Genomic DNA, 24,119 nt, shown 5'->3' on the forward strand with positions numbered 1-24,119 from the left:
TGTGCGACTCCTCCTCATGCGCCACGGCCAGACCCACGCCAACGTCTCCGGCGAGCTCGACACCGCCCATCCCGGGGTGGACCTGACCGACCTCGGGCGCGCCCAGGCCGCGGCCGCCGCGAGGGCGCTCGCCGACGAGCACCTCGACGCGGTCTACGTCTCCAGCCGCGTGCGTACGCACCAGACCGCGGCGCCGACCGCCGAGGACCGCGGCCTCGACCTGACCGTGGTCGACGGGCTCGAGGAGATCGCGGCGGGCGACGTCGAGATGCGCAGCGACCACGACGCGGTCGCGGGCTACATCGGCAGCGTCGCGACCTGGCTCGAGGGCGACCTCACCCACCGGATGCCCGGCGGGGAGACGGGTGAGGAGTTCCTGGCCCGCTTCGACGCCGCGGTGCGACGCATCGTCGACGCCGGCCACCGCGCCGCCCTCGTCGTCAGCCACGGCGCCGCGCTCCGGACGTGGGTCTCCACGCGCATGGAGCCGCACCCCGACGCTCCGCCCGCGCACCAGCCGCTGCACAACACGGCCCTGATCGTCCTCGAGGGAGACCACGAGTCCGGCTGGCGGATGGTGTCGTGGCAGGGGCACCCGGTCGGCGGCGACTACCTGGAGGATCCGTCCGCCGAGGACCCCACCGGCGACCTGGACTCCGACGACGACGGCGAGATCGGCTAGACGCCCTCGGTCCCGATCCCGGGGTGCACGAAGAGCCGGCCGGCCTTCATCTGCTCGACCGAGCCCGGGTGGACCCGGGCGAGGTGGGCGAGGCCGCGCCGCCGGTAGCGCAGCGTCTGCACGATGCCGAAGGCCCAGAAGACGTACTGCACCGACATCGCCAGCTTGTAGTCACCCAGCGTGTAGGACCCCATGCCACCGGACGCGGACAGGTCGAGCACGACGCCGATGAGCGCCATCGTCAGCAGTGAGGCGGTGAAGCCGCCGACGTTGACCAGGCCGTTGGCGCGACCGGTCTCGTGCGGCGGGGTGAAGGAGCGCGCCAGGTCGAAGCCGACCATCGCGGCCGGTCCCCCGCTGGCGGTCGCGAACGCCATCACCACGACGAGCCAGCCCGGGGCCACACCGGGCCACAGCAGGACCGCGGTCCACGGCACGACCATCGCGATGACGATGCCGACCACGATCCACGAGCGGTAGTAGGGAAGCCGCGCCACGAGCCGCGCGGTGGCCAGCCCGCTCACGACCGCCCAGGCCGTCATCGCCATCAGGAGGGTGCTCGCCCCGCTCGTCGACCAGCCGAGGCCCTGGACGAGGAAGGGGTAGCCCCACAGCAGCGCAAAGACGGTGGCGGAGAACTGCGAGACGAAGTGCGACCACATGCCGAGCCGGGTGCCGGGGTTGCCCCACACCGTCCGCACCGACAGCGCGAGCGCGCGGAGCTTGATGGCCACGACGTCGCTGCGGCGGTAGGGCGAGTCCTTAACCAGCGCGAGCACCGCCACCAGCAGCACCACGCCGATGCTCGAGGTCAGCGCGAAGGCGCCGGTCCAGCCGAGCTCGTGGAGGAGGTACGACAGGGGGCCGGCCGCCGCGATCGCGCCGAGCTGGCCCGACAGGCCGGTGAGCTGGGTGACCATCGGGCCCTGGCGGACCAGGAACCAGACCGTGACCAGGCGGATCACGCTGACGAAGACCATCGCGTCCCCCGCGCCGACCACGGCGCGCGCGGCCACCGCGGCCGGAAAGGACTCCACGAAGGCGAAGCCGAGCTGCCCCACCGTCATCAGCACCAGACCGGTGATGAGCATCGCGCGGGAGCCGTAGCGATCGAGCAGCACGCCGACCGGCACCTGCATGCCGGCGTAGACGACGAGCTGGAGGACGGTGAACGTCGCCAGGCTGGTGGCGTTGATGTCGAAGCGGTCGGCCGCGACGATGCCGGCGACGCCGAGCGAGCTGCGGTGGAAGACCGCCAGCACGTAGACCGCGAGCGCGACGAACCAGATCACCCAGGCCCGTCGCTGACCGATGTCGTGGATCTGCTCCCGGGTCACTCCTCGTCCGCTTCGGGAGTCGTGCCCAGGGCGGCCGAGAGCTCGGCGCGCGACGGCGGGTCCGCCCCGGGGCGCGAGACGTTGATGGCGGCGCCGATGGCAGCCGTGGTCACGACGCCCAGCACGTCGCGGTCCGACAGCGCACGCAGCGCACCGGCCGCGTCGGCGCCGTGGACACCGAGGGCGATGAAGGCGTCGACCAGCACGCCGCTGAAGGTGTCGCCGGCCCCGACGGTGTCGGCCACGCGCACCGGGACCCCGGGCACCTCGAGCGTCGTGCCGTCGTGGCGTACGGCGACCGCGCCCTCGCCGCCGCGGGTGACCACGACGAGCCCCGGGCCCGCTGCGGCCCAGCGCGTGGCGGTGGTGACGGGGTCGTGGCCGGGGTGCAGCCAGTCGAGGTCCTCGTCGCTGACCTTGACCAGGTCGGACAGCGCGACCAGCTCCTCCACGCGGGCGACGGGGCCGGTGCGGTCCGGCGTGATGGCCGGGCGGGCGTTGGGGTCGAGGGAGACGAGCGCGCGGCCGCGGTGGGCGCGCACGGCATCGAGGACCGCGTCGGCGCCGGGGTCGAGCACGGTCGCGATCGAGCCGACGTGCAGGACGTCGCAGGACTCCTCCGGGACGGCCGGGAGGTCCCAGTCGAGGTCGAAGACGTAGCTCGCGGCACCCGAGTCGTCGAGGGTGACCTCGGCGCTCGACGTACGCCCGCTGCCGGTGGGCTGCGCGAGCACGGTCACGTTGCTGGCCTCGAGCCAGGTGCGGACGAGCTCACCGCGCGCGTCGTCGCCGAGCAGCGTGACGAGGCGTACGTCGCGCTGGAGCCGACCGAGGGTGATCGCGACGTTGGCGGGACTGCCGCCGGGCAGGTCGCGAGGGGTGCCCCCGGCGTCGGGGACCACGTCGATGAGCGCCTCGCCGACGACGAGGATGCGCGGCTGGGCGTCCGTCATGGACCCATCATGCCGGTGCCGGCCCGGGTGCCGACAGGGCCACCGCCCGGGCGAGACCGGGCGCGAGCGGGAGCCGCGGGAGGAGGGTGGCCTGGACCGCGTGGTAGAGGTCGGGCTTGCCGGGCCACACCGACGACTGCGGCCGGTTGGACGGGTCGAGCTCGTGGTGCCACGACCCCCGCTCGGCGTCGCGGACGTGCTCGACGACGTAGCGCCACCAGGCGGCGTACAGCTCGGCGTAGCGCTCCTCGCCGGTGCGTCGGTGGAGCGCCGCGGCGGCCGCGATGCCCTCGGCGGCCACCCAGTGCATCCGCTGTCGCACGACGGGCGTGCCGTCCCAGTCGGTGGTGTAGACGAAGCCCGGTGCGCCGTCGACGTCCCAGCCGTCGGCCACGGCGCGGTCGAAGAGGGCGCGCGAGGTGTCGAGCAGTCCGGCCGGGGCCCGGTCGCCGAGCGACGCCTCGACGTGCAGCAGCAGCCTCGACCACTCCAGTCCGTGCCCGATCGTCGCGCCGTAGGGCTTGAACGGGTCGTCGGGCCGGTCGCGGTTGAGATCCAGGTCGGGTGTCCAGTCGGGGCCGAAGTGCTCGGGCAGGCGGGCGTCGTGCGCTGCCGCCAGACCCACGACGTACGCCGCGACGCGGCCCGCCCGCTCGTGCCAGCGCGGATCACCCGTCGCGTCGCCGGCCGCGAGCATCGCCTCCACGGAGTGCATGGCGGCGTTGAGCCCGCGGTAGGGCGCGGGCGTGGTCCAGCCGCGGTCCCGCTCGTCGACCACCAGACCGGTCGACTCGTCCCAGAAGTGCTGCCCGAGGACGTCGAGCGCCTCGGAGAGGAGGTCGTCGGCGCCCGGAAGACCGGCCACGACCGCCGTCGAGCCGGCGAGCACGACGAAGGCGTGGTCGTAGCACGACTTCGCGGTCCCGACCGGGGAGCCGGTGGCGTCGACCGCGGTGAACCACCCGCCGTGCTCGGCGTCGCGCAGCGTCGTACGCAGCCCGTCGAGGGCAGCCCCGGCGATATCGGCGCAGCCGTCGTGGCCGAGCAGCGCGCCCAGGCCGAAGACGTGGACGGTGCGGCTCGTGATCCACGTGTGCACCGGTCGCGACAGGTCCGGCCTGCCGTCGTCGTCGAGCCAGGCGGCTCCGCCCAGGGGATGGACGACGTGGCGCCCGAAGTCGAGGAGGCGACGGCACTCGGCGTCGAGCCACGCAGCGTCGGGAGGGGCGATGTCCATGCGGTGAGTCAAATGCACGAGACCCCCGCCTGTCGACGGGGGTCTCGCCCTGGACTCGTCCAGTGGCAGGTAGAGGATTCGAACCTCTGTAGGCGTTGCCGGCTGATTTACAGTCAGCTCCCTTTGGCCGCTCGGGCAACCTGCCGGGCCGTGCGGAACAATAGCAAGGCACGGACTTCACTACGAATCGCCGGGGCGCCACCACGAGGCCCCACTAGGAGGCACACATGGCTGACTCGAGCTTCGACATCGTGAGCAAGCTGGACCGCCAGGAGGTCGACAACGCCCTGAGCCAGGCAGCCCGCGAGATCGCGACCCGCTTCGACTTCAAGGGCACCGGAGCGAGCATCGAGTGGAAGGGCGAGAAGGCGATCGAGATCACCGCCTCCGCCGACGACCGCGCGAGCGCCGTGCTCAGCGTCTTCCAGGACAAGCTCATCAAGCGCAACCAGAGCCTGAAGATCCTCGACACCTCCGAGCCACGCCAGTCCGGCCAGGTCTCGAAGATCGACATCGCGCTCAAGGAGGGCATCACCTCCGAGGACGCCAAGAAGATCTCCAAGCTGATCCGCGACGAGGGCCCCAAGGGCGTCAAGGCGCAGGTGCAGGGCGAGGAGCTGCGGGTCTCGTCGAAGAAGCGCGACGACCTCCAGGCCGTCCAGCAGCTGGTGAAGTCGCAGGACTACGACTTCGCGGTGCAGTTCACCAACTACCGCTGAGCCACGCCCAGGAGCCGGTCGTGGTCCGCACCGAGTGGCGGGGCGCATCGGAACCCGATGTGGTCGCTCGATCGCGACCACCTGTCCCTTCTCCATCCCTCACCACAGCCGGAGGTGGTCGCGTGAGCGACACGACGACAGTGACGACCGCAGTGACGACCGCAGTCATGTTCGACCTCGACGGGACGCTCCTGGACCATGTCGGGGCCTCCGACGCAGCCGTTCTGGACGCGGTGGCCGAGAGCTGGCTGCCCGGCCGCCCGGTCGCGCCCGACGAGGTGCTCGCGGAGTGGGCACGGCTCGAGGCGCTGCACATGGGTGAGTACCTCGCCGGCACGATCGACTTCGCCGAGCAGCGCCGGCGCCGGCTGCGGGGGCTGCTCGCAGCGCTCGGTGACGACCGCCCGTACGACGACGACGGCGCCGACGCAGCGTTCACCGCCTATCTCTCCGCCTACGAGGCGAACTGGCGCGCCTTCGACGACGTCGAGCCCACGCTCGGCGCGCTCGCTCGACTCGGCGTCCCCTACGCCGTCTTGACCAACGGGGATCGCGACCAGCAGCTGGCCAAGGCCGCGACCCTGCGGCTGCCCGACGGCGTGCGCGTCCTCACACCAGCGGACGTGGGCGCGGCCAAGCCCTCGGCCACGGCCTTCACCGTGGCGTGCGAGTCGCTGGGGTGGGTCCGCGACCGCGTGCTCTACGTGGGCGACAACCCCGATGCGGACGCACGGGGGAGCCGCGCGGCCGGGCTCAACGCCTGCTGGCTCAACCGCACCGACCACGCGTCGCCGTTCCAGCCGGCGGAGGGCATCACCGAGATCAAGCGCCTGGGCGAGCTGGTCGGTCTGCTGCGCGGCTGACGCGCGCTCGAGAGCGACGACTGCCGCGCAGCTCACCAGCTGTCGCCGAGGCCGGCGGCGCGGCCCGTTCAGCTGGGCCGCACCGCCGGCACTTCGTAGGTCGGGGGGCACCTGTCACGTCCTGGGGGGAACCGATCGGGTGACGGGAGATCGACCGACCGGGTGCGACAGGTGCTCCCCTGCGACGCCTTTCGCATCCCTACTGCACACGAGACGGCTCCACCCGACGGGCATGACGCAGAATCGGTGACCGAATCTGCGCCCGGTCTCACCAGCTGTCGGTGATCTTCGTGAGCGCGCCGACGAGGAAGACCACGGCGCGCACCGGGTTGTCGGGCAGCGGGACCGCGCCGATCTCGGCCACCGCCTGGTCGTCAGCGCCGCGGCCCGCGGCGTAGAGCGCGCAGTCCTGGGCGAGGCGACGCAGCGACGACGCGTGCGCGGTGAAGGCGGTGGGCCGGGTCGCGGCCAGCACGACCGCGTCCGCGCCCGTCACGCGGGACGCGGCGAGGATCGCGGGGATCGGGGTGTCGGCGCCCAGGAAGCGGGCGCGGACCCCGCGCTCGCGCAGCATCAGCGCCACGCACAGCAGCACCAGGTCGTGGCGCTCGCCGGGCGGGCAGGCCAGCAGCACCACGGGCGAGGGAGCGGACGCGTCCTCGAGCACCTGCTGCGGAGGGACCGCCGTCAGCGCAGACAGGGTGCGGCGCAGCATGTCGGTGACGAAGTGCTCGTGTGCCACGGACAGGGTGCCGGCCTCCCAGCGGTCGCCGACCTCGCGGAGGAACGGCAGCACGACACCCGTGACGGCCCCTGACAGTGGCACGTCCCACAACAGCCGTGCGATGGCAACCTCCGCAGCCTCCGCGTCGAAGGTCTCGACCGCGGCCCAGAGCTCGTCCGCCGTCGTCGTCGTGGTGTCCACAGGCGCACGCTAGTGGCTGCGGGCCGGGCGCGCGCCCCAACGGCGTACGCCCTCACCCCTCGGGGCGCCCACCCGACCGAGGCCGTCCGGCATGACCCCTGTCACACCACAGGCGTGGAGGTCGTCCCACAGGGCAGGAAGGCCCGGTCGGCGCTGGACCGGCGGCTATCGTCTCTGCTTGTGGTAGCACCCGAAAAAGAGGTCAAGCAGCTCGACCGCGTCATCATCCGGTTCGCGGGCGACTCCGGCGACGGCATGCAGCTCACCGGAGACCGGTTCACCCAGGAGACCGCGGCCTTCGGCAACGACCTGGTAACGCTCCCCAACTTCCCGGCCGAGATCCGCGCGCCCCAGGGCACGCTCCCGGGCGTGTCGTCGTTCCAGGTGCACTTCGCCGACCACGACATCCTCACCGCGGGCGACGCCCCCGACGTGCTGGTCGCGATGAACCCCGCCGCGCTGCGCGCCAATCTCGGCGACCTGCCCAAGGGCGCGACGATCATCGTGGACACCCACGACTTCACCGCGCGCAACCTCACCAAGGCCGGCTACACCGAGAACCCCCTCGACGGCGACACCCTCGCGGAGTACGCCCTCCACACCGTCGACCTCACCGGGATGACGATCGAGGCGGTCAAGGAGTTCGGGCTCTCCCGCAAGGACGCCTCGCGCGCCAAGAACATGTTCGCCCTCGGGCTGCTGTCGTGGATGTACGGCCGCCCGACCGAGACGACCAACGCCTTCCTGGCCAAGCGCTTCGCGAAGGTGCCCGACATCCGCGACGCCAACGTCGCGGCCTTCAAGGCAGGCTGGAACTTCGGCGAGACCACCGAGGCCTTCGTCGTCCGCTACGAGATCAAGCCCGCCAAGATGGCACCGGGCCACTACCGCAACATCACCGGCAACCTGGCCCTGTCCTACGGCCTCATCGCCGGTGGCGTGCAGTCGGGGCTGTCGGTCTTCCTGGGCTCCTACCCGATCACCCCGGCCTCCGACATCCTCCACGAGCTCAGCAAGCACAAGGGCTTCGGCGTGACGACGTTCCAGGCCGAGGACGAGATCGCCGGCGTCGGTGCCGCGATCGGCGCCTCCTTCGCCGGACAGCTCGGCGTCACCACGACGTCCGGTCCCGGTGTCGCGCTGAAGTCCGAGGCGGTCGGCCTCGCGGTGATGACCGAGCTGCCGCTCGTCGTCGTCGACGTCCAGCGCGGAGGCCCCTCGACCGGGCTGCCCACCAAGACCGAGCAGGCCGACCTGATGCAGGCGATGTTCGGCCGCAACGGCGAGGCGCCCGTGCCGATCGTGGCACCACAGTCCCCCGGTGACTGCTTCGCAGCCGCCGTGGAGGCAGTGCGCATCGCCGTCACCTACCGCACCCCGGTGATGCTGCTCTCCGACGGCTACCTCGCCAACGGCTCCGAGCCGTGGCGGATCCCGGGGCTCGACGAGCTGCCGACGATCGACCCGGACTTCGCCACCGAGAAGAACCAGGGCTCGGGCGACGACGCCGAGTTCTGGCCCTACCTCCGCGACGAGGCCACGCTGGCGCGCCCGTGGGCGATCCCGGGCACCCCCGGCCTCGAGCACCGCATCGGCGGCCTCGAGAAGGGCGACGGGCACGGCAACATCTCCTACGACCCCGCCAACCACGACTTCATGGTCCGCACCCGCCAGGCCAAGGTGGACCGGATCGCCGACTCGCTGCCGCCGCTCGAGGTCGACGACCCCACGGGCGACGCCAAGGTGCTCGTGCTGGGCTGGGGATCGACGTACGGCCCCATCGGCGCCGGCGTACGCCGCGTGCGCAAGGCCGGCTACCACGTCGCGCAGGCGCACCTGCGCCACCTGAACCCCTTCCCGAACGACCTCGGTGAGGTGCTGAAGCGCTACGACAAGGTGCTGGTGCCCGAGATGAACCTCGGCCAGCTCTCGCTGCTGCTGCGCGCGAAGTACCTCGTCGACGTCGTCGGCTACAACGAGGTCCGCGGCCTGCCCCTCAAGGCGGCCGTGCTCGCCGACGTGATCGGCGGCCTCGTCGCCGATGCCGAGGGCATCGACGTCGACCTCACCCCCGCGTCCATCCAGCAGGAGAGCCACGATGACTGACCTGGGACTTCCCGCACTCCGCTCCGGCACCGAGTCGGTCCCCACGACCGACGAGAAGCAGACGGGCAAGGACTTCACCTCCGACCAGGAGGTGCGCTGGTGCCCCGGCTGCGGCGACTACGCCGTGCTCAAAGCCGTGCAGTCCTTCCTGCCCGACCTCGGCCTGCGACGCGAGAACATCGTCTTCGTCTCCGGCATCGGGTGCTCGTCGCGGTTCCCCTACTACCTCGACACCTACGGCATGCACTCGATCCACGGCCGTGCGCCGACGATCGCGACCGGCATCGCCACGGCCCGTGAGGACCTCTCGGTGTGGGTCGTCACCGGCGACGGCGACGCGCTGTCGATCGGCGGCAACCACCTGATCCACACGCTGCGCCGCAACGTGAACATGACGATCCTGCTGTTCAACAACCGGATCTACGGGCTCACCAAGGGGCAGTACTCCCCCACCTCGGAGACCGGCAAGGTCACCAAGTCGACGCCGATGGGCTCGCTCGACCACCCGTTCAACCCGGTGTCCCTCGCGCTCGGCGCCGAGGCGACCTTCGTGGCCCGCACCATCGACTCCGACCGCAAGCACCTCACCTCGGTGCTCGCGGCCGCCGCCGCGCACCGCGGCACGTCGCTGGTCGAGATCTACCAGAACTGCCCGATCTTCAACGACGGCGCCTTCGACGCCATCAAGTCGCCCGACACCAAGGCCGACGCGATCATCCCGCTCGTCCACGGCGAGCCGGTGCTCTTCGGCGCCCCGCTCGAGGACGGTCGCGGCGCGAAGGCGCTGGTGCGCGACGAGGAGACCGGTGGCGTGAAGGTCGTCGCGACGGCCGACGTCGCCGCCGAGGACATCCTCGTGCACGACGCGCACAACCCGGACCCGACGATGGCGTTCGCGATCTCGCGACTGACCGACTCGGGCTACCTCAACACCTCGCCGATCGGCATCTTCCGCCAGGTCCAGCGCCCGACGTACGACGACGCGGCGCGCGAGCAGGTCGCCTCCGCGACCACCGTGCCCGGAGACGACGACGCCGCCGACCGTTCCGCGCGGCTGGCGGCACTGATCGGCGGCGGCGACACCTGGACGATCCTCTGAGCCCTCCCTCACAGGAGGCTCAGGGGATCACCCCGGCGGAGGATCACTTGAAGTAGAGGGTCCAGACCTTGCCCTTGGTGTTGCCGAACCCGTTGGAGTGGTCGACCTTCGAGCGCCACTTCCAGCGGCCCTTCTCGGGCGCGTAGATGCGGGTCTTGAAGACGCCGGCGTCATCGGTCTTGATCTTCTTGACCGTCTTCCACTTGCAGGTGCCGCACTTCTTCTTGAGGATCTTCACCTTCTGGTTCGCGTAGGGCAGCAGGGTGCCGTCGAGCTGCGGCTCCATCACGCTGCCCTTGAGCTTGAAGGCGTTGTAGGACACCTGCTTGTTGCCCGGCGGCGTCTCGTCGATGATGCGCTCGGGCAGCGAGCCGGCGGTGGCACCGGTGCTGAGCGCACCGGTCATGAGCAGTGCGGCCACGAAGGCCGCCAGGACGGCGCGGAAGACCCGCATGTTGAACTCCCCCTCGAGAGACGATGTCTGGACGTGCGGCACGGGGTCCCGACCCCGAGCCCCCTCATCGTAGGCGACGGGTCCGCCCTAGACTCCCTGAGTGCCAGAAAGCCGTCGCGGCCTGATCCTCGGCGCCCTGGCCTACACCCTCTGGGGCACCTTCCCGCTCTACTGGACGCTGCTCGAGCCCGGCGGCGCCGTCGAGATCCTGGCGCACCGCATCGTCTGGTCGCTGCTGACCATGGTGCTGATCCTCGTGCTGTGGCACCGGGTCGACCAGCTCAAGGCCCTGCTGCGCGACCGCCGCAAGCTCCTGCTCATCAGTGGCGCGGCTGTGGTCATCTCGGTCAACTGGGGTGGCTACATCTGGGGCGTCAACAACGGGCGGGTCGTCGAGACGTCGCTGGGCTACTTCATCAACCCGCTCGTCACCGTGCTCATGGGCGTGCTGGTCCTGGGTGAGCGGCTGCGCCGGCTGCAGTGGGTCGCGATGGGCATGGCCTTCATCGCGGTCGTCGTGCTGGCCATCGACTACGGGCGTCCGCCGTGGGTGGCGCTCGTGCTCGCCTTCTCCTTCGGCACCTACGGACTGCTGAAGAAGCAGGCGGGCGTCGGTGCGGTCGAGAGCATCACCCTCGAGACCCTCGTGCTCGCCCCCATCGCGATGGCGTACGTCGCGTGGCTGGTCGCAACGAGCGAGTCCAACTTCGGCTCGCACGGCCTCGGCCACGCGCTGCTCTTCACCACCACCGGCATCATCACCGCGATCCCCCTGATGCTCTTCGGCGCAGCGGCGATCCGGGTGTCGATGGTGTCGCTCGGGCTGCTGCAGTACCTCGCGCCGACCATCCAGTTCGCGCTCGGCATCCTGGTCTTCGAGGAGGCCATGCCCGCCAGCCGCTGGATCGGTTTCGGCCTGGTGTGGGTCGCGCTCGTGATGTTCACCGTCGAGGCGCTCAACCACCGCCGCCGCCAGCTGCGGCTGGTGGCCCACGCCAGCGCCGCCTGACCGCCCTCCCTCGTCGGGAGTCGAGTATCCGAGCGAGCTCCTGTCCGTCGGTGGTCGAGTAGCCGAGCGGACCCTCCATCTTCGGTGGTCGAGTAGCCGAGGGACCTCCCATCTTCGGTGGTCGAGTAGCCGGAGCGAGGGACGAGCGCAGGCGTATCGAGACCCCACCTCACTGTCGGACCCCTTCCCTAGACTCGAACGCATGATCGAGATGCTGGAAGCAGGCGCAGAGGCCGGGGCAGACGCCCTCGGCCCGGCAGCCCTGCTCGCCTCGATCCGCTCAGCCCGGTCTGCTGAGGACGCTGCCGCCGCGGAGCAGCTCGACCTCGCCGCCCGGTGGGCTGACCTCCACCCGCCGGAGTCCATCCACTCCGCCGCATCGTTCACCGTGGCGGGGTGCGAGCACGAGGAGCCGATCGCCGGACCCGGTACGCCGCTGGTCGCTGAGTTCTGCGTCGCCGAGCTCGGCACCGTCCTGGGCATCACGAGCGTGTCGGCGAAGAAGCTCATCGGCCATGCCCTCGAGCTCCGCCACCGCCTCCCACGCCTGTGGGCGCAGGTCCACGCCGGATCAGTTCCTGCCTGGCGCGCCCGGGCCGTCGCGGAGATCACCATCCACTCCACCCCGGCGCTGACGGTCGAGGCGGCGCGGTTCGTCGACGCCCAGGTCGCCGCCGTCGCGGGGAAGATCGGTCCCGCGCAGCTGGACCGCCTCGTCGCGGAGACCATCAAGCGCTACGACCTCGCTACCGTCGACCCGGCCGCTGACCCGGAGGACGGGTACCTCCACGTCGACCCGCGCCACGTCACGATCCACGACGAGAACGTCCACTTCGCCGGGACCGTACGGCTCGAGGCTGAGATCGACCTTGCCGACGGCCTCGACGTCCACCAGGCACTCGCCCACGGGGCCGCGACGCAGAAGGCCCTCGGGTCCGAGTTGCCGCTCGACGCACGCAGGGCGAAGGCGCTGGGTGACCTCGCCCGGACGCAGACCGCGCTTGACCTCCACGATTCTGCTGGTGGTCGACTGGCAAGTGACTCTGCTGGTGGTCGAGTAGCCGGTGAGGAACGAGCCGGCGTATCGAGACCCGACCTCCCCGCCGCCCGGGAGGTCGTCCTCCACGCCCACTTCGATGCCAGCCTGTCCGGCGACACCACGGCCTTCGCTCCCACCGGGCGGCTCGAAGAAGGCCAGCGCCTCCTTCTGCTCGACCAGCTCAGGTCCTGGTGCCGCGATTCGCGGACGCAGATCACGGTCGAGCCGGTCATCGACCTCAACCAGGAGAAGTCCGCGCCGGGCTACGAGATCCCGGACCGGATCCGCGAGCACGTGGTCCTCCGAGATCGCACCTGCGTGTTCCCATTCTGCGGGCGCCCCGCGCGGGGGTGCGACGTCGACCACGTCATCGAGTACGACCACGACGCCGAAGCAGAAGGCCGACCTCAGCCCGGACCCACGGAGACCGAGAACCTGGGCGCGCTGTGCCGGTTCCACCACCGCCTCAAGACCCACTCCGCCTGGCGCTACGACATGGTCACGCCCGGAATCTTCGAGTGGACCTCACCCCACGGCCACCGCTACCGCCGCGACCACACCGGCACCACCGCACTCGACCCACCCGACCCCGGCCCACCCCGGATCCCGCCACCCCGAAGATGACCCCACCCCGCACCCCGTCAGCCACGAGTTGACGGGGCCACAAGCACGTTCGCTGACCCGTTCACGGCTCTTCTGCGAGACGGCTCGACAGCTCGGGCTCGATCTTCAACAGCCACGCGGTGTAGGCCGCGCATCCGGTGAAGACGAGTCCGGCGATGCCGAAGGGCGCGGCAAGCCCGCCGACGGAGGCGACCGGACCCGCGAGGCCGGCTCCCACGACGAGGCCCGTGAGTCCTGACAGCTTGAACAGGCTGTTCTGTCGTCCGCGCATGGCATCGGGCACCAACCGCTGCCGCAGCGACACGACGCAGATGTTCCAGACCGTCACGTGGAAGATGTAGCCGGCCAGCAGGAGCGCTGCGAGGTAGGGGTTCGCGGTGAGGAAGATCCCCAGCATCGTGATCGCGCCCAGGGCGAGGGCGGACGGGACCAGGCGCCTGTACCCGAGGACCCTCCTCATCCTGGCGGTCGAGAAGGAGGCGAGCAGTCCCCCGAGCGAGGACACTGCGAGGATCCAGCCGTAGCCGACGGGGGTGACGCCCAGCGTCTCCGTGGCGTACAGCACGATGATCGAGAACGTCATCATGTAGGCGACGCTGGCGAGGCCACCGGTGATCGCCAGCCCGCGCAGCAGCGGTTCGCCGCGGATCCACGCGGCACCGGCCGCCGCGTCACGCCAGATCGAGGCGCCCTTGCCCGCCGCCCCCGGGGCGGCTAGAGGTCGCGTCTGTCGCGGGATGGCCAGGAACATGAGCCCGGCCGCGGCGTACAGGGCTCCCGTGGCGGCGAGGGGCGTGGCGACGGCGAGGGCGAACAGGAAGCCTCCGAGCGGGGGGCCGACGAACTCGTCGGCGACCAGCTGCGCGGTGGCGATCCGTCCGTTCGCGCGATCCAGGTCGTCCGGCTCGACGAGGTCCGGCAAGACAGAGATGGCGGCATTGTCGGCGGCGATCTCCATGACCCCGACCAGGGCGAACGCGGCGTAGAGAAGGAGCAACGACTCCAGCCCGACCGCGAAGGCCAAGGACAGCGCGAGGAGGATGAGGCCCCTCAGCACGTTCGGCAGCCACATGAGGAGTCGTCGGTCCACCCGGTCGACGACCACGCCGACGGGAACGACCAACAGCATCCGAGCTGCGGAGTACGTCAATGCCAGCCCGGCGATCGCCGTCGGGTTCGTGGTGAGGGAGGTGGCGACGAGCGGGATCGCCACGAAGGCGACGCCGTCGCCCAGGTTGCCCGCTGCGTTGCCCGACCACAGCCACCGGAAGTCGCGCCCGAGCGAGGACATGGAGTGGAACATCTACCGGCGGCCCGTCAACCGACCAGGTCGACGCTGTGCCACGGCTCCATCGCCATGTGGCGCCGTCCGCCGCCCTCGGTGTAGCGGAACCGCGTGAGCGTGAGTGCGTCGAGCACCACGTCGTGGCCGAGGGACGACCTGCGCGTGCCCGCCCAGTCGACCAGGCCCGGGACATCAAGGACGGACGCCGCGAAGTGCACGACGCTGGCGTACCAGATGTCGCGCTCTCCCCACTGGTCCTCGAACCAGGAGAGCGGGCCGAGCGCGGCGCGGAGGCGCCGCATCAGCTCCCACGGCTCGTCGCCGCTCGGCTCGGCCTGGACCATGACCGCACTGGCGGTCAGCGTCACGCCGGTCAGGCACAGCCGCACTGGCGGGCACGCCCGACCCACCTCCTCCAGCGCAGCGACCCACTCGGCGCTGATGGGGTCCTGCGGGGCAGCGGCCTCGCGGTAGGGCTCCAGCGCTCGCACGGTGAGGTGGCTGGCGTCCGACCGACCGGTCTCGAAGTGATCGGGACCGGCGAGAGCCAGCGCCTCCCGCATCACCCCGACCAGCACCTCGCGCGCCGCCTCGTCCGGGATGCCGACCACGCTGACGGGCCAGCGACCGCCGTCGACGGGCGGCTCGTCCTGGCGGTGGTCGCCGGCGAGCAGCGCGGGGACCGCCTCGTCGTACAGCCGGTCGAAGACCGGGTTGCTGGGCACGGGGTCAGGCGGAGCGGTTGGCCACGATGTCGGCGAACGACTCCAGCGCCTCGCGCACGGGGCCGGGGTCGAGCACCTCGAGCAGCTTCTTGGCCTGCGCAGCCTGGCCGAGGACGTAGTCACGGGCCTGCACCATGGCCGGGTGCGCCCGCAGCAGGGCGAGGGCCTCGGCGTGCTCGGCGTCGTCGGTGAGCGGGCGGCCCAGGAGCTCGAGCAGGCGGGCGTCGGCCGGGTCGGTCGAGGCCTGCGCCATCAGCACGGGGAGGGTGGGTACGCCCTCGCGGAGGTCGGTGCCGGGCGTCTTGCCCGAGGTGTCGGACTCCGAGGCGATGTCGAGGATGTCGTCGGAGAGCTGGAAGGCCGAGCCGACGATCTCGCCGTAGGCGCTCAGCGCCTCCACGACCTCCTCGCGGGCACCGGCGAACATCGCGCCGTAGCGCGCGGACGTCGCGATGAGGGACCCGGTCTTGCCGGCCACGACCTCGAGGTAGTGGGCGAGCGGGTCCTCCCCCGGCTCCGGCTTCACGGTCTCGAGGATCTGACCCTCGACCAGGCGGGTGAAGGTGCGCGCCTGGATGCGTACGGCATCGGGGCCGAGGTCGGCGGTCAGCTCCGAGGAGCGGCCGAAGAGGAAGTCGCCGGCGAGGATCGCGACGTGGTTGTCCCAGCGGGCGTTGGCCGTGTCGGCCCCGCGACGCAGGGCCGCCTCGTCCATGACGTCGTCGTGGTAGAGCGAGGCCACGTGGGTGAGCTCCACGACGCACGCGGCCGTCTCCACCTCGTCGGCCTCCGGGTGCGGGCCGACCTCCGAGGCGAGCAGCACCAGCAGCGGCCGGAAGCGCTTGCCGCCGGCCATCATCAGGTGCGTGGCGGCCCGCGTGACGTACGGCGTACGGCTGCGGCAGTGGCCTTCGAGCAGCTCCTCGATGCGCGTCAGGCGGCCGACCAGCCGCTGCTCGAGCGCGGCGTCGACGACGGGCAGTGCGAGGGGCGAGTCGGTCACCTGATGAATTCTCCTGCAACCCCCGCCAGGTCGAGCACCGGGCCCGGGATGACGCCCAGGACGAGGGTCAGCGCAGCGCCCACGGCGATGGTCGTCGCGGTCAGGACCGACGGGTAGGCCACGCTCGGGCCGGCCCCGACGGGCTCGTCGAAGTACATGACCTTGATGACCCGGACGTAGAGGAAGGCCGCCACGATGCTGGCGAGCACGGCCGCCACGACCACCGGCCAGGCGCCTGCGGCGAGGGCCGCGGAGAACACCGCGAGCTTGCCGACGAAGCCGGACGTGAGCGGGATGCCTGCCATCGCGAGGAGGAAGAAGGCGAAGACCGCCGCCACCACGGGCGACTCCTTGCCGAGCCCGGCCCACCGGTCGATGGCCGTCGTCTCGCCGCCGCTGTCCCGCACCAGGCTGACGACGGCGAAGGCGCCGATCGTCGCGAAGCCGTAGGTGACGAGGTAGAAGAGCACCGCCTGGAGCGAGGTGATCTCGCCGACCGCGAGCTGGTCGGAGGCCTGGACGCCCAGCACGCCGGTCAGGATGAAGCCGGTGTGCGCGACCGAGGAGTAGGCCAGCAGCCGCTTGATGTCGCTCTGCGTGATGGCGAGCGCCGCTCCGACGAACATCGACAGGATCGCGATGATCCACAGCATCGGCTGCCACGACCAGCGGTCGGCACCGAGGGCGACGTAGAACAGGCGCATCAGCGCACCGAAGGCGGCCACCTTGGTGCCGGCGGACATGAAGGCCACCACAGGAGTCGGCGCGCCCTGGTAGACGTCGGGCGTCCACGCCTGGAAGGGCACCGCGCCGACCTTGAAGAGCAGGCCGACCGAGAGCAGTCCGGTGCCGATGAGCAGGAGGCTGGAGCTGCCGACGTCGTTGCGCACGGCCTCGTTGATGGCCGCGAAGTCCATGGACCCGGCGTAGCCGTAGAGGAGCGCCGCGCCGTAGAGGAAGAAGCCCGAGGAGAAGGCGCCGAGCAGGAAGTACTTGAGCGCGGCCTCCTGGCTCAGCAGGCGACGGCGCCGGGCGAGACCGCTCAGGAGGTAGAGCGGGAGCGACAGCACCTCGAGGCCGACGAACATCGTCAGCAGGTCGTTGGCCGCGGGGAACAGCATCATCCCGAAGACCGCGAACATCATGAGCGGGTAGACCTCGGTGTGCTCGCTGTTGGCCGCGATCGCCGCGGTCTCCGCGTCGGTGCCCGGCACCGTGGCCGCCTGACCGGCGAAGGCGGAGACGCCGCCGTCGAGGTGGCGCTCGGCGAACAGCAGCACGCCGGCGATCGCCAGCGACAGCACCAGGCCCCAGATGAACAGGCTCGGTCCGTCGACGGCGATCGTGCCGCCCACGGCGAGGATGCCGCGAGCCGCGCCGTCGTCGTACGACTGGACGTCACGGGCCACGAGCACGACGCCGACCAGGGCGCCGACGAGGCCGAGCAGGGCCACCGTGACCTGGGCGGTGTAGCGCACCGCGCGAGGCGCGAAGGCCTCGATGACGACTCCGAGGCAGGCGACACCGAAGACCGCCAGCAGGGGCCAGAGCTCGAAGTACTGGATGCTCGGCTTCACGAACTCGGTCACTGGGGACCACCCTCCTGGCCGATGCCCACGCTCGCGAGCGAGTCCTGGACGAACGGGTTGATGACGTCGAGCAGCGGCATCGGGTAGAAGCCGAACAGCACGAGCGCGAGCAGCAGCGGGGCGAGGATGCCGACCTCACGCCGGTCGAGGTCGGGCACCACGGCGGCGCCCTCGCGACCGGGGCCGGTCATCGTGCGCTGGTACATCCAGAGCGCGTAGAACGCGGCCAGGACGATGGCGAGCACCGCCACCGATCCGACCAGCCAGTGGTGGTCGAAGGCGGCGATGATGACCATCATCTCGGACACGAACGGCGACAGCCCGGGCAGGCCGGCGGCAGCGAGGCCGCCGACGAGGAAGAAGCCCGCGAGGACCGGGGCGGCCTTCTCGACGCCGCCCATCTCGCGGATGGACGCCGTGCCGGTGCGGCGGATCAGGAACCCGGCCACCAGGAACATCAGCGCGGTCGCGATGCCGTGGTTGACCATGTAGAGGATCGCGCCGGCGCTGCCGGTCGAGCTGAAGACGAAGATGCCCAGCACGATGAAGCCGAAGTGCGAGAGCGACGTGAGGCCGATCAGGCGGAGCACGTCGTCCTGGCCGATCGCCACGAGCGCGCCGTAGATGATCGAGATCAGCGCGAGCACCACCACGACAGGCGTGGCCCACTGCGACGCGTCGGGCAGCAGCCCGAGGCAGAAGCGGAGCATGCCGAACGTGCCGATCTTGTCGAGGATGCAGACCAGCAGCACCGAGGTGCCCGTGGTCGCCTTCTCCGTCGTGTCGGCCAGCCAGGTGTGCACCGGGAACATCGGCGCCTTGATCGCGAAGGCGATGAAGAAGCCCACGAACAGCCAGCGCTGCGTGACCGGGTCGATGTCGATCGCGGCGAGGTCGCTGATGAGGAAGCTCGGGTTGCCGGCGTCGGCGGAGACGACGTAGAGGCCGATCACCGAGGCGAGCATGATCAGTCCGCCGGCGAGCTGGTAGATCAGGAACTTGGTCGCCGCACGGCCGCGCCCGGCGCGACCGAAACCGCCGATGAGGAAGTAGGCCGGGATGAGCGTGGCCTCGAAGACGACGTAGAAGAGCAGCACGTCGGTGGCGGTGAAGACCGCCAGCGACATCGCCTCGAGGGCGAGGGTCCAGGCGAAGAACGCCTTGGCGCCGCTGTTGCCCGGCTCGTCGGACTCCTTCCAGCCGGCGAGCAGCACGATCGGCACCAGCACGACGGTCAGCAGCACCATCAGCAGGCCGAGGCCGTCGACGCCGAGGGCGTAGTGCACCCCGAGGGACTCGATCCACACGTGGGTCTCGGTGAGCTGCATGCCGCCGCCCACGTCGTAGCGAGTGGCGGTGACGACGCCCGCGAGCAGGGTCGCGGCCGCGAAGCCGAGGCCGACCAGTCGGGCGAGCGCGCCGGGCACGAAGGCCGTGACGACCGCGCCGAGGAGCGGCAGCAGAATGAGAACTGTGAGCATCATCCGAGGTTCACCGCCAGGAGGGCCAGGACGACCAGCAGGGCCCCGGCGAGGAGGGACAGGGCGTAGGAGCGGACGAAGCCGTTCTGGACGCGGCGCAGCGTGGAGCTGAGCCCACCGACGGCGGCGGACCCGCCCTCGACGGCGCCGTCGACGCCGACCCGGTCGAAGGTGGCCAGGCCACCGACGAGCGAGGCGCCGGGACGCACCACGACGGCGTCGTTGATCGCGTCGCCGTAGAGGTCGGCACGGGCCGCACGGGTCGCGAAGGACACGTCCTGCGGGGCCTCGCGCGGGATCTCCCGCCTGCCGACGAGGAACCAGGCAGCGGCGACGCCGATCGCGACCACCGCGGTGATGATCAGCGTGATCACGATGGCGGGCAGCGGGGGCTCGTGGTGCTCCACGGTCCCGGTGACCGGCTCGAGCCACTTCTTGATCCAGTCGCCGAGCAGCAGCACGCCACCGAGGACCGAGAGCGCCGCCAGCACGATGAGCGGGAACGTCATCACCTTCGGCGACTCGTGCGGGTGCACGTCCTTGGCCCAGCGCTTCTCGGTGAAGAACGTCATCAGCATCAGCCGGGTCATGTAGAACGCGGTGATGCCGGCGCCGAGCAGGGCGAGCAGCCCGACGAAGAGGTTCTCGGCGAGCGCGGTCTCGATGATCCGGTCCTTGGACCAGAAGCCGGAGAAGCCCGGGAAGCCGATGATCGCGAGGTAGCCCATGGCGAAGGTGAGGAACGTGACCGGCATCGCCTTGCGCAGCGCGCCGTAGTGGCGCATGTCGACGTCGTCGTTCATGCCGTGCATCACCGATCCGGCTCCCAGGAACATGTTGGCCTTGAAGAAGCCGTGGGTGAGCAGGTGGAAGATCGCGTAGGGGTAGCCGGCCGGACCGAGGCCCGCGGCCAGCATCATGTAGCCGATCTGGCTCATCGTCGAGCCGGCGAGCGCCTTCTTGATGTCGTCCTTCGCGCAGCCGAGGATCGCACCCCACAGGAGCGTGACGGTCGCGACGACGACCACCGCGGTCTGCGCGACCGGGGTGAGCTCGTAGATGAAGTTGGACCGGACCACGAGGTAGACGCCGGCGGTGACCATGGTCGCCGCGTGGATCAGGGCCGAGACAGGGGTCGGGCCCTCCATCGCGTCGAGCAGCCAGGCCTGCAGCGGGACCTGCGCGGACTTGCCGCAGGCACCGAGGAGGAGCAGCAGGCCGAGGGCGTTGAGCGTGCCCTGGTCGGCCTCGCCGGCCACCTCGCTGACCGCGGCGAAGTCGGTGGTGCCGAAGGTGGCGAACATCAGGGCGATCGCCAGCGAGAGGCCGATGTCGCCCACGCGGTTGATGACGAAGGCCTTCTTGGCCGCGGCGGCGGCCGACGGCTTGTGCTGCCAGAAGCCGATGAGCAGGTACGACGCCAGGCCGACGCCCTCCCAGCCCAGGAACAGGCCGACGAAGTTCGCCGAGAGGATCAGCGTCAGCATCGCCGCGACGAAGAGGTTGAGGTAGCCGAAGAACCGGCGACGTCGCGGGTCGTGCTCCATGTAGCCGATGGCGTAGACGTGGATCAGCGAGCCGACACCGGTGATGAGCAGCAGGAACAGCGCGGCGAGCGGGTCGTAGAGCAGGTCCATGCCGACGCTGATCGTCGCCGTCTCGAACCACGTCCAGAGCTGCTGGCCGATCTGGCGCTCCTCCTCGCCGCGACCGAGCAGCGAGACGAACAGGACCAGGCTGAGCACGAAGGACGCCACCGAGGTGGCGGTGCCGAGCAGGTGGCCGTGCTTGTCGACGGCCTCCTTGAGGGAGCCCTTGAGGAAGGGCGCCACGCCGAGCAGCAGGAACGCGCCGAGCAGCGGCAGCGCGATGACCAGCCACAGCAGGTCGAACACTCCACCGGCACCGGCGTCGGGTGCGACGACCGGGATCTCGGTGCCTTCGGCTGCGCGAAGGACCGACTGGGACAACAGGTTCACGAGCTCTCCCTCAGTACTTCAGCAGGCTGGCGTCGTCGACCGAGGCCGAGCGTCGGGTGCGGAAGATGGTCATGATGATCGCGAGCCCGATCACGACCTCGGCAGCAGCCACCACCATCACGAAGAAGGCGGTGATCTGGCCGTCGAGGTTGCCGTGCTGCTTGGCGAAGGCGACGAAGGCGAGGTTGCAGGCGTTGAGCATCAGCTCCACGCACATGAACACCACGATCGCGTTGCGACGGGTGAGGACACCCACGCAGCCGATGGTGAAGAGGATCGCCGACAGGACGATGTACTGGGTCACTTCTCCTCGCCCTTCTGCACGTCCTCTTCGGTGTGCGCCGGCGCGCCGGCCTTGCCGGAGGTCTCGGGCATCGTGGTCGGGTCGCTGTGCCCGTCCAGGCCGCCGATCTGACGGCGTACGTCGTCGATGTCGTCGGCGAGCGCAGGGGCCGAGCGAACGGTGCCGCGGGCGGCCAGGACCCGGGACACCGACGACTCGGCGGCGGTGCCGTCGGGCAGCAGGGCCGGGGTGTCGACCGCGTTGTGGCGGGCGTAGACACCGGGCGAGGGCAGCGGACCGAGGTGCTTGCCGTGCTCGGCGTAGTCACGCATGCGCTGCGCCGCGAGGTCGGCCTGGCCGAGCTTCGGGGTGAGGCGCTCGCGGTGGGCGAGCACCATCGCACCGAGCGCGGCGGTGATGAGCAGCGCGCTGGTGGCCTCGAAGGCGAAGACGTACTTGCTGAACAGGATGTTGGCGATGGCCGGGACGTTGCCGCCGGCGTTGGCCTCGTCGAGGCCCACCACGGCGCCGAAGGTGACCTGGCTGATCCCGACGACCAGGACGGTGCCGAAGAGCAGGCCCAGGACGACGGCCATGACCCGCTGGCCGCGGATCGTCTCGACGGTGGAGTCGGAGGCGTCGACGCCGATCAGCATCATCACGAAGAGGAACAGCATGAGGATGGCGCCGGTGTAGACGATGATCTGCACCGCGAAGAGGAACGGTGCGTCGAGCACGGCGTAGAGGACCGCCAGGCTGATCATCACGACCGCGAGCAGCAGCGCGGCGTGCACTGCCTTGCGGACGAACAGGATGCCGAGCGCCGCCGCCACCATGATCGGTGCGAGGAGCCAGAAGGTCATCGCGTGGTCCCCCTGTAGTAGTCGCCGTCGTCGTCGCCGAGGCGCATCGGGTGCGGCGGCTGCTCCATGCCGGGCAGCAGCGGGGCGAGCAGGTCGGACTTCTCGTAGATCAGGTCGGCGCGGTTGTCGTCGGCCAGCTCGTACTCGTTGGTCATCGTCAGCGCGCGGGTCGGGCACGCCTCGATGCACAGCCCGCACAGGATGCAGCGCAGGTAGTTGATCTGGTAGACGCGGCCGTAGCGCTCGCCGGGGCTGAAGCGCTCGTCCTCCGTGTTGGAGGCACCCTCGACGTAGATCGCGTCGGCCGGACAGGCCCACGCGCACAGCTCGCAGCCGATGCACTTCTCCAGCCCGTCGGGCCAGCGGTTGAGCTGGTGCCGACCGTGGAAGCGCGGCGCCGTGGGGAGCTTCTCGAACGGGTACTGCTCGGTCACGACCTTCTTGAACATCGTCCGGAAGGTGACGCCGAACCCCGCGATCGGGTCCCAGACGCGCTGCTTGGCCCCCTCCGGGCTGGTGGGGTCCTGGGACTCACTCATGGTTCTCCTCCGCTGCAGCGGTGACGGTGGTGCGGCCCGACGCGAACGTCAGCGGCGCGGCGCCGCCGCGTACGGCACCGCCCTGCGGCATCGGCGGGACGGGGAAGCCGCCCGCGAACGCGTCCTGGGGCTCGCGGTCGGCCTCGACCGGCGCCTCCTCGTCCTTGTCGCCGTCGCCCAGGAACATCAGGCCGACGGTGATGACGAGCAGGACCGCGATCGCGGCCACGAGGTAGGTGCGGTTGATGTCGCCCTCGAGCGAGATGACGCGGATGGTGGCGACGGCCACGATCCAGGCCAGGGAGACCGGGATCAGGACCTTCCAGCCCAGCGCCATGAACTGGTCGTAGCGCATGCGGGGCAGCGAGCCGCGCAGCCAGACGAACATGAAGATGAAGATGAAGACCTTGCCGAAGAACCACAGCAGCGGCCAGTAGCCGGAGTTGGCGCCGGCCCAGACGTGCTCGATGCCCCACGGCGCGGCCCAGCCGCCGAGGAAGAGCGTGGTGGCGATGGCCGACACGGTCGCGAGGTTGATGTACTCGGCCAGGAAGAACAGCGCGAACTTCAGGCTGGAGTACTCGGTGTGGAAGCCGCCGACCAGCTCACCCTCCGCCTCGGGGAGGTCGAAGGGCGCACGGTTGGTCTCGCCGACCATGGAGATGACGTAGATGACGAAGGACGGCAGCAGGATCAGGCCGAACCACAGGTCGTCCTGGGCGGCGACGATCTCCGAGGTCGACATCGATCCGGCGTAGAGGAAGACCGCGACGAGCGCCAGGCCCATCGCGACCTCGTAGGAGATCATCTGCGCGCTCGAGCGCAGGCCGCCGAGCAGCGAGTAGGTCGAGCCCGAGGACCAGCCGCCGAGCACGATGCCGTAGATCCCGATCGAGGCGATGGCGAGCATGAAGAGCACGGCCACGGGCATGTCGGTGAGCTGCAGCGGCGTGCGCTCGCCGAAGAAGTTGACCTCCGGGCCGAGCGGGATGACCGCCCACGTCACGAAGGCCGGCACCACGGCGATGACCGGCGCGAGCAGGAAGACGACCTTGTCGGCCGCCTTGGGGACGATGTCCTCCTTCAGCGCCAGCTTCACGCCGTCCGCGAGCGACTGGAGCAGGCCGAAGGGGCCGTGCACGTTGGGGCCGACGCGGTGCTGCATGCGGGCCACGACGCGGCGCTCGAACCAGATGTTGAAGAGCGTCAGCAGCACCAGGATCAGGAAGATGAAGACCGCCTTGAGGACGATCACCCACCACGGGTCCTGACCGAACTGGGCGAGGTCCGCGTCGGGCAGCGAGGCTGCCAGCGGCGAGATGGCC

At 70.6% G+C, this 24,119-nt stretch carries 22 protein-coding genes and 1 tRNA gene; 7 read left to right on the forward strand and 16 right to left on the reverse strand.

Annotated features, from left to right (window positions below):
- Position 1: 1 nt before the first annotated feature.
- Positions 2–682, forward strand: coding sequence for a histidine phosphatase family protein (locus tag IRX98_RS01130; RefSeq protein WP_224273251.1), 681 nt, complete (start codon positions 2–4; stop codon positions 680–682).
- Here the strand turns inward: IRX98_RS01130 and IRX98_RS01135 are convergent.
- The 4 genes from IRX98_RS01135 to IRX98_RS01150 form a co-directional block, all read right to left on the reverse strand.
- Entirely contained in the window at positions 679–2,019 is a 1,341-nt protein-coding gene (locus IRX98_RS01135) for an MFS transporter (RefSeq protein WP_224273253.1), read from the reverse strand. The two genes, IRX98_RS01130 and IRX98_RS01135, sit on opposite strands and share 4 nt — an antisense overlap.
- Entirely contained in the window at positions 2,016–2,972 is a 957-nt protein-coding gene (locus tag IRX98_RS01140) for a carbohydrate kinase family protein (protein ID WP_224273254.1), read from the reverse strand. Before IRX98_RS01140 ends, IRX98_RS01135 begins: the two co-directional genes overlap by 4 nt.
- A gap of 7 nt (positions 2,973–2,979) precedes the next feature.
- Positions 2,980–4,209: an AGE family epimerase/isomerase gene (locus IRX98_RS01145; RefSeq protein WP_224273255.1), complete on the reverse strand. Its 1,230-nt coding sequence runs from the start codon at positions 4,207–4,209 to the stop codon at positions 2,980–2,982.
- A gap of 63 nt (positions 4,210–4,272) precedes the next feature.
- Positions 4,273–4,354 (reverse strand) — tRNA-Tyr (locus IRX98_RS01150).
- Positions 4,355–4,436: 82 nt separating this feature from the next.
- On the opposite strand from IRX98_RS01150, the gene IRX98_RS01155 reads away from it, so the two are divergent.
- Both IRX98_RS01155 and IRX98_RS01160 read left to right on the forward strand, forming a co-directional pair.
- Complete coding sequence (locus IRX98_RS01155; protein ID WP_207083894.1) at positions 4,437–4,928, forward strand: YajQ family cyclic di-GMP-binding protein; 492 nt, start codon at positions 4,437–4,439, stop codon at positions 4,926–4,928.
- 122 nt (positions 4,929–5,050) lie between these two features.
- Positions 5,051–5,791: an HAD family hydrolase gene (locus IRX98_RS01160; protein WP_224273256.1), complete on the forward strand. Its 741-nt coding sequence runs from the start codon at positions 5,051–5,053 to the stop codon at positions 5,789–5,791.
- A gap of 268 nt (positions 5,792–6,059) precedes the next feature.
- Here the strand turns inward: IRX98_RS01160 and IRX98_RS01165 are convergent, their stop codons facing one another.
- Complete coding sequence (locus IRX98_RS01165) at positions 6,060–6,716, reverse strand: cobalamin B12-binding domain-containing protein (RefSeq protein ID WP_224273257.1); 657 nt, start codon at positions 6,714–6,716, stop codon at positions 6,060–6,062.
- A gap of 180 nt (positions 6,717–6,896) precedes the next feature.
- On the opposite strand from IRX98_RS01165, the gene IRX98_RS01170 reads away from it, so the two are divergent.
- A complete protein-coding gene (locus IRX98_RS01170) occupies positions 6,897–8,822 on the forward strand; it encodes a 2-oxoacid:acceptor oxidoreductase subunit alpha (protein ID WP_224273258.1) in 1,926 nt (641 codons plus the stop codon).
- The gene (locus IRX98_RS01175; protein ID WP_224273259.1) at positions 8,815–9,921 is read left to right on the forward strand and encodes a 2-oxoacid:ferredoxin oxidoreductase subunit beta; all 1,107 of its coding nucleotides are present in this window, start codon (positions 8,815–8,817) and stop codon (positions 9,919–9,921) included. The genes IRX98_RS01170 and IRX98_RS01175 overlap by 8 nt, the downstream gene beginning before the upstream one ends.
- 43 nt (positions 9,922–9,964) lie before the next feature.
- On the opposite strand, the gene IRX98_RS01180 is transcribed toward IRX98_RS01175, so the two are convergent.
- Positions 9,965–10,375, reverse strand: coding sequence for a hypothetical protein (locus tag IRX98_RS01180; RefSeq protein WP_224273260.1), 411 nt, complete (start codon positions 10,373–10,375; stop codon positions 9,965–9,967).
- 100 nt (positions 10,376–10,475) lie between these two features.
- Between IRX98_RS01180 and rarD the strand changes: the two genes are divergently transcribed.
- Together rarD and IRX98_RS01190 are read left to right on the forward strand one after the other, a co-directional pair.
- A complete protein-coding gene (gene rarD, locus IRX98_RS01185; RefSeq protein ID WP_224273261.1) occupies positions 10,476–11,384 on the forward strand; it encodes an EamA family transporter RarD in 909 nt (302 codons plus the stop codon).
- A 202-nt stretch (positions 11,385–11,586) separates the two neighbouring features.
- The gene (locus IRX98_RS01190) at positions 11,587–13,047 is read left to right on the forward strand and encodes an HNH endonuclease signature motif containing protein (RefSeq protein WP_224273262.1); all 1,461 of its coding nucleotides are present in this window, start codon (positions 11,587–11,589) and stop codon (positions 13,045–13,047) included.
- A 61-nt stretch (positions 13,048–13,108) separates the two neighbouring features.
- On the opposite strand, the gene IRX98_RS01195 is transcribed toward IRX98_RS01190, so the two are convergent.
- Genes IRX98_RS01195 through nuoH form a run of 10 tightly spaced genes read right to left on the reverse strand, consistent with a single transcriptional unit; the run spans position 13,109 to position 24,115 of the window.
- Complete coding sequence (locus IRX98_RS01195; RefSeq protein WP_224273264.1) at positions 13,109–14,338, reverse strand: MFS transporter; 1,230 nt, start codon at positions 14,336–14,338, stop codon at positions 13,109–13,111.
- A 26-nt stretch (positions 14,339–14,364) separates the two neighbouring features.
- Positions 14,365–15,057, reverse strand: a complete 693-nt coding sequence (locus IRX98_RS01200; RefSeq protein WP_224273265.1) for a hypothetical protein — start codon at positions 15,055–15,057, stop codon at positions 14,365–14,367.
- A gap of 4 nt (positions 15,058–15,061) precedes the next feature.
- On the reverse strand, positions 15,062–16,060 hold the full coding sequence (locus IRX98_RS01205; protein ID WP_224273267.1) for a polyprenyl synthetase family protein: 999 nt from the start codon (positions 16,058–16,060) through the stop codon (positions 15,062–15,064).
- Complete coding sequence (gene nuoN / locus IRX98_RS01210; RefSeq protein WP_224273269.1) at positions 16,057–17,649, reverse strand: NADH-quinone oxidoreductase subunit NuoN; 1,593 nt, start codon at positions 17,647–17,649, stop codon at positions 16,057–16,059. The genes IRX98_RS01205 and nuoN overlap by 4 nt, the downstream gene beginning before the upstream one ends.
- The gene (locus IRX98_RS01215; protein ID WP_224273270.1) at positions 17,646–19,130 is read right to left on the reverse strand and encodes an NADH-quinone oxidoreductase subunit M; all 1,485 of its coding nucleotides are present in this window, start codon (positions 19,128–19,130) and stop codon (positions 17,646–17,648) included. The genes nuoN and IRX98_RS01215 overlap by 4 nt, the downstream gene beginning before the upstream one ends.
- A complete protein-coding gene (gene nuoL / locus IRX98_RS01220) occupies positions 19,130–21,061 on the reverse strand; it encodes an NADH-quinone oxidoreductase subunit L (RefSeq protein ID WP_224273641.1) in 1,932 nt (643 codons plus the stop codon). Before nuoL ends, IRX98_RS01215 begins: the two co-directional genes overlap by 1 nt.
- A gap of 58 nt (positions 21,062–21,119) precedes the next feature.
- The gene (gene nuoK / locus IRX98_RS01225; protein WP_207083879.1) at positions 21,120–21,413 is read right to left on the reverse strand and encodes an NADH-quinone oxidoreductase subunit NuoK; all 294 of its coding nucleotides are present in this window, start codon (positions 21,411–21,413) and stop codon (positions 21,120–21,122) included.
- The gene (locus IRX98_RS01230; RefSeq protein WP_224273271.1) at positions 21,410–22,255 is read right to left on the reverse strand and encodes an NADH-quinone oxidoreductase subunit J; all 846 of its coding nucleotides are present in this window, start codon (positions 22,253–22,255) and stop codon (positions 21,410–21,412) included. Before IRX98_RS01230 ends, nuoK begins: the two co-directional genes overlap by 4 nt.
- Positions 22,252–22,794 (reverse strand): NADH-quinone oxidoreductase subunit NuoI, encoded by a 543-nt coding sequence (gene nuoI, locus IRX98_RS01235; protein WP_224273272.1) that lies wholly within the window; start codon positions 22,792–22,794, stop codon positions 22,252–22,254. Before nuoI ends, IRX98_RS01230 begins: the two co-directional genes overlap by 4 nt.
- Entirely contained in the window at positions 22,787–24,115 is a 1,329-nt protein-coding gene (gene nuoH, locus IRX98_RS01240) for an NADH-quinone oxidoreductase subunit NuoH (RefSeq protein WP_372455986.1), read from the reverse strand. Before nuoH ends, nuoI begins: the two co-directional genes overlap by 8 nt.
- Between the last annotated feature and the right edge of the window lie 4 nt (positions 24,116–24,119).

This window comes from Nocardioides lacusdianchii (assembly GCF_020102855.1).
GTDB classification, from domain to species: Bacteria; Actinomycetota; Actinomycetes; order Propionibacteriales; family Nocardioidaceae; genus Nocardioides; species Nocardioides lacusdianchii.

Bases quoted from the DNA above. Each gene is read 5' to 3' on its own strand.
- IRX98_RS01140 (WP_224273254.1), bottom strand. From the start codon at position 2,972: ATGACGGACGCCCAGCCGCGCATCCTCGTCGTCGGCGAGGCGCTCATC.
- IRX98_RS01145 (WP_224273255.1), bottom strand. From the start codon at position 4,209: ATGGACATCGCCCCTCCCGACGCTGCGTGGCTCGACGCCGAGTGCCGT.
- IRX98_RS01155 (WP_207083894.1), top strand. From the start codon at position 4,437: ATGGCTGACTCGAGCTTCGACATCGTGAGCAAGCTGGACCGCCAGGAG.
- IRX98_RS01175 (WP_224273259.1), top strand. From the start codon at position 8,815: ATGACTGACCTGGGACTTCCCGCACTCCGCTCCGGCACCGAGTCGGTC.
- IRX98_RS01180 (WP_224273260.1), bottom strand. From the start codon at position 10,375: ATGCGGGTCTTCCGCGCCGTCCTGGCGGCCTTCGTGGCCGCACTGCTC.
- IRX98_RS01190 (WP_224273262.1), top strand. From the start codon at position 11,587: ATGATCGAGATGCTGGAAGCAGGCGCAGAGGCCGGGGCAGACGCCCTC.
- IRX98_RS01195 (WP_224273264.1), bottom strand. From the start codon at position 14,338: ATGTCCTCGCTCGGGCGCGACTTCCGGTGGCTGTGGTCGGGCAACGCA.
- IRX98_RS01215 (WP_224273270.1), bottom strand. From the start codon at position 19,130: ATGCTCACAGTTCTCATTCTGCTGCCGCTCCTCGGCGCGGTCGTCACG.
- IRX98_RS01230 (WP_224273271.1), bottom strand. From the start codon at position 22,255: ATGACCTTCTGGCTCCTCGCACCGATCATGGTGGCGGCGGCGCTCGGC.
- nuoI (WP_224273272.1), bottom strand. From the start codon at position 22,794: ATGAGTGAGTCCCAGGACCCCACCAGCCCGGAGGGGGCCAAGCAGCGC.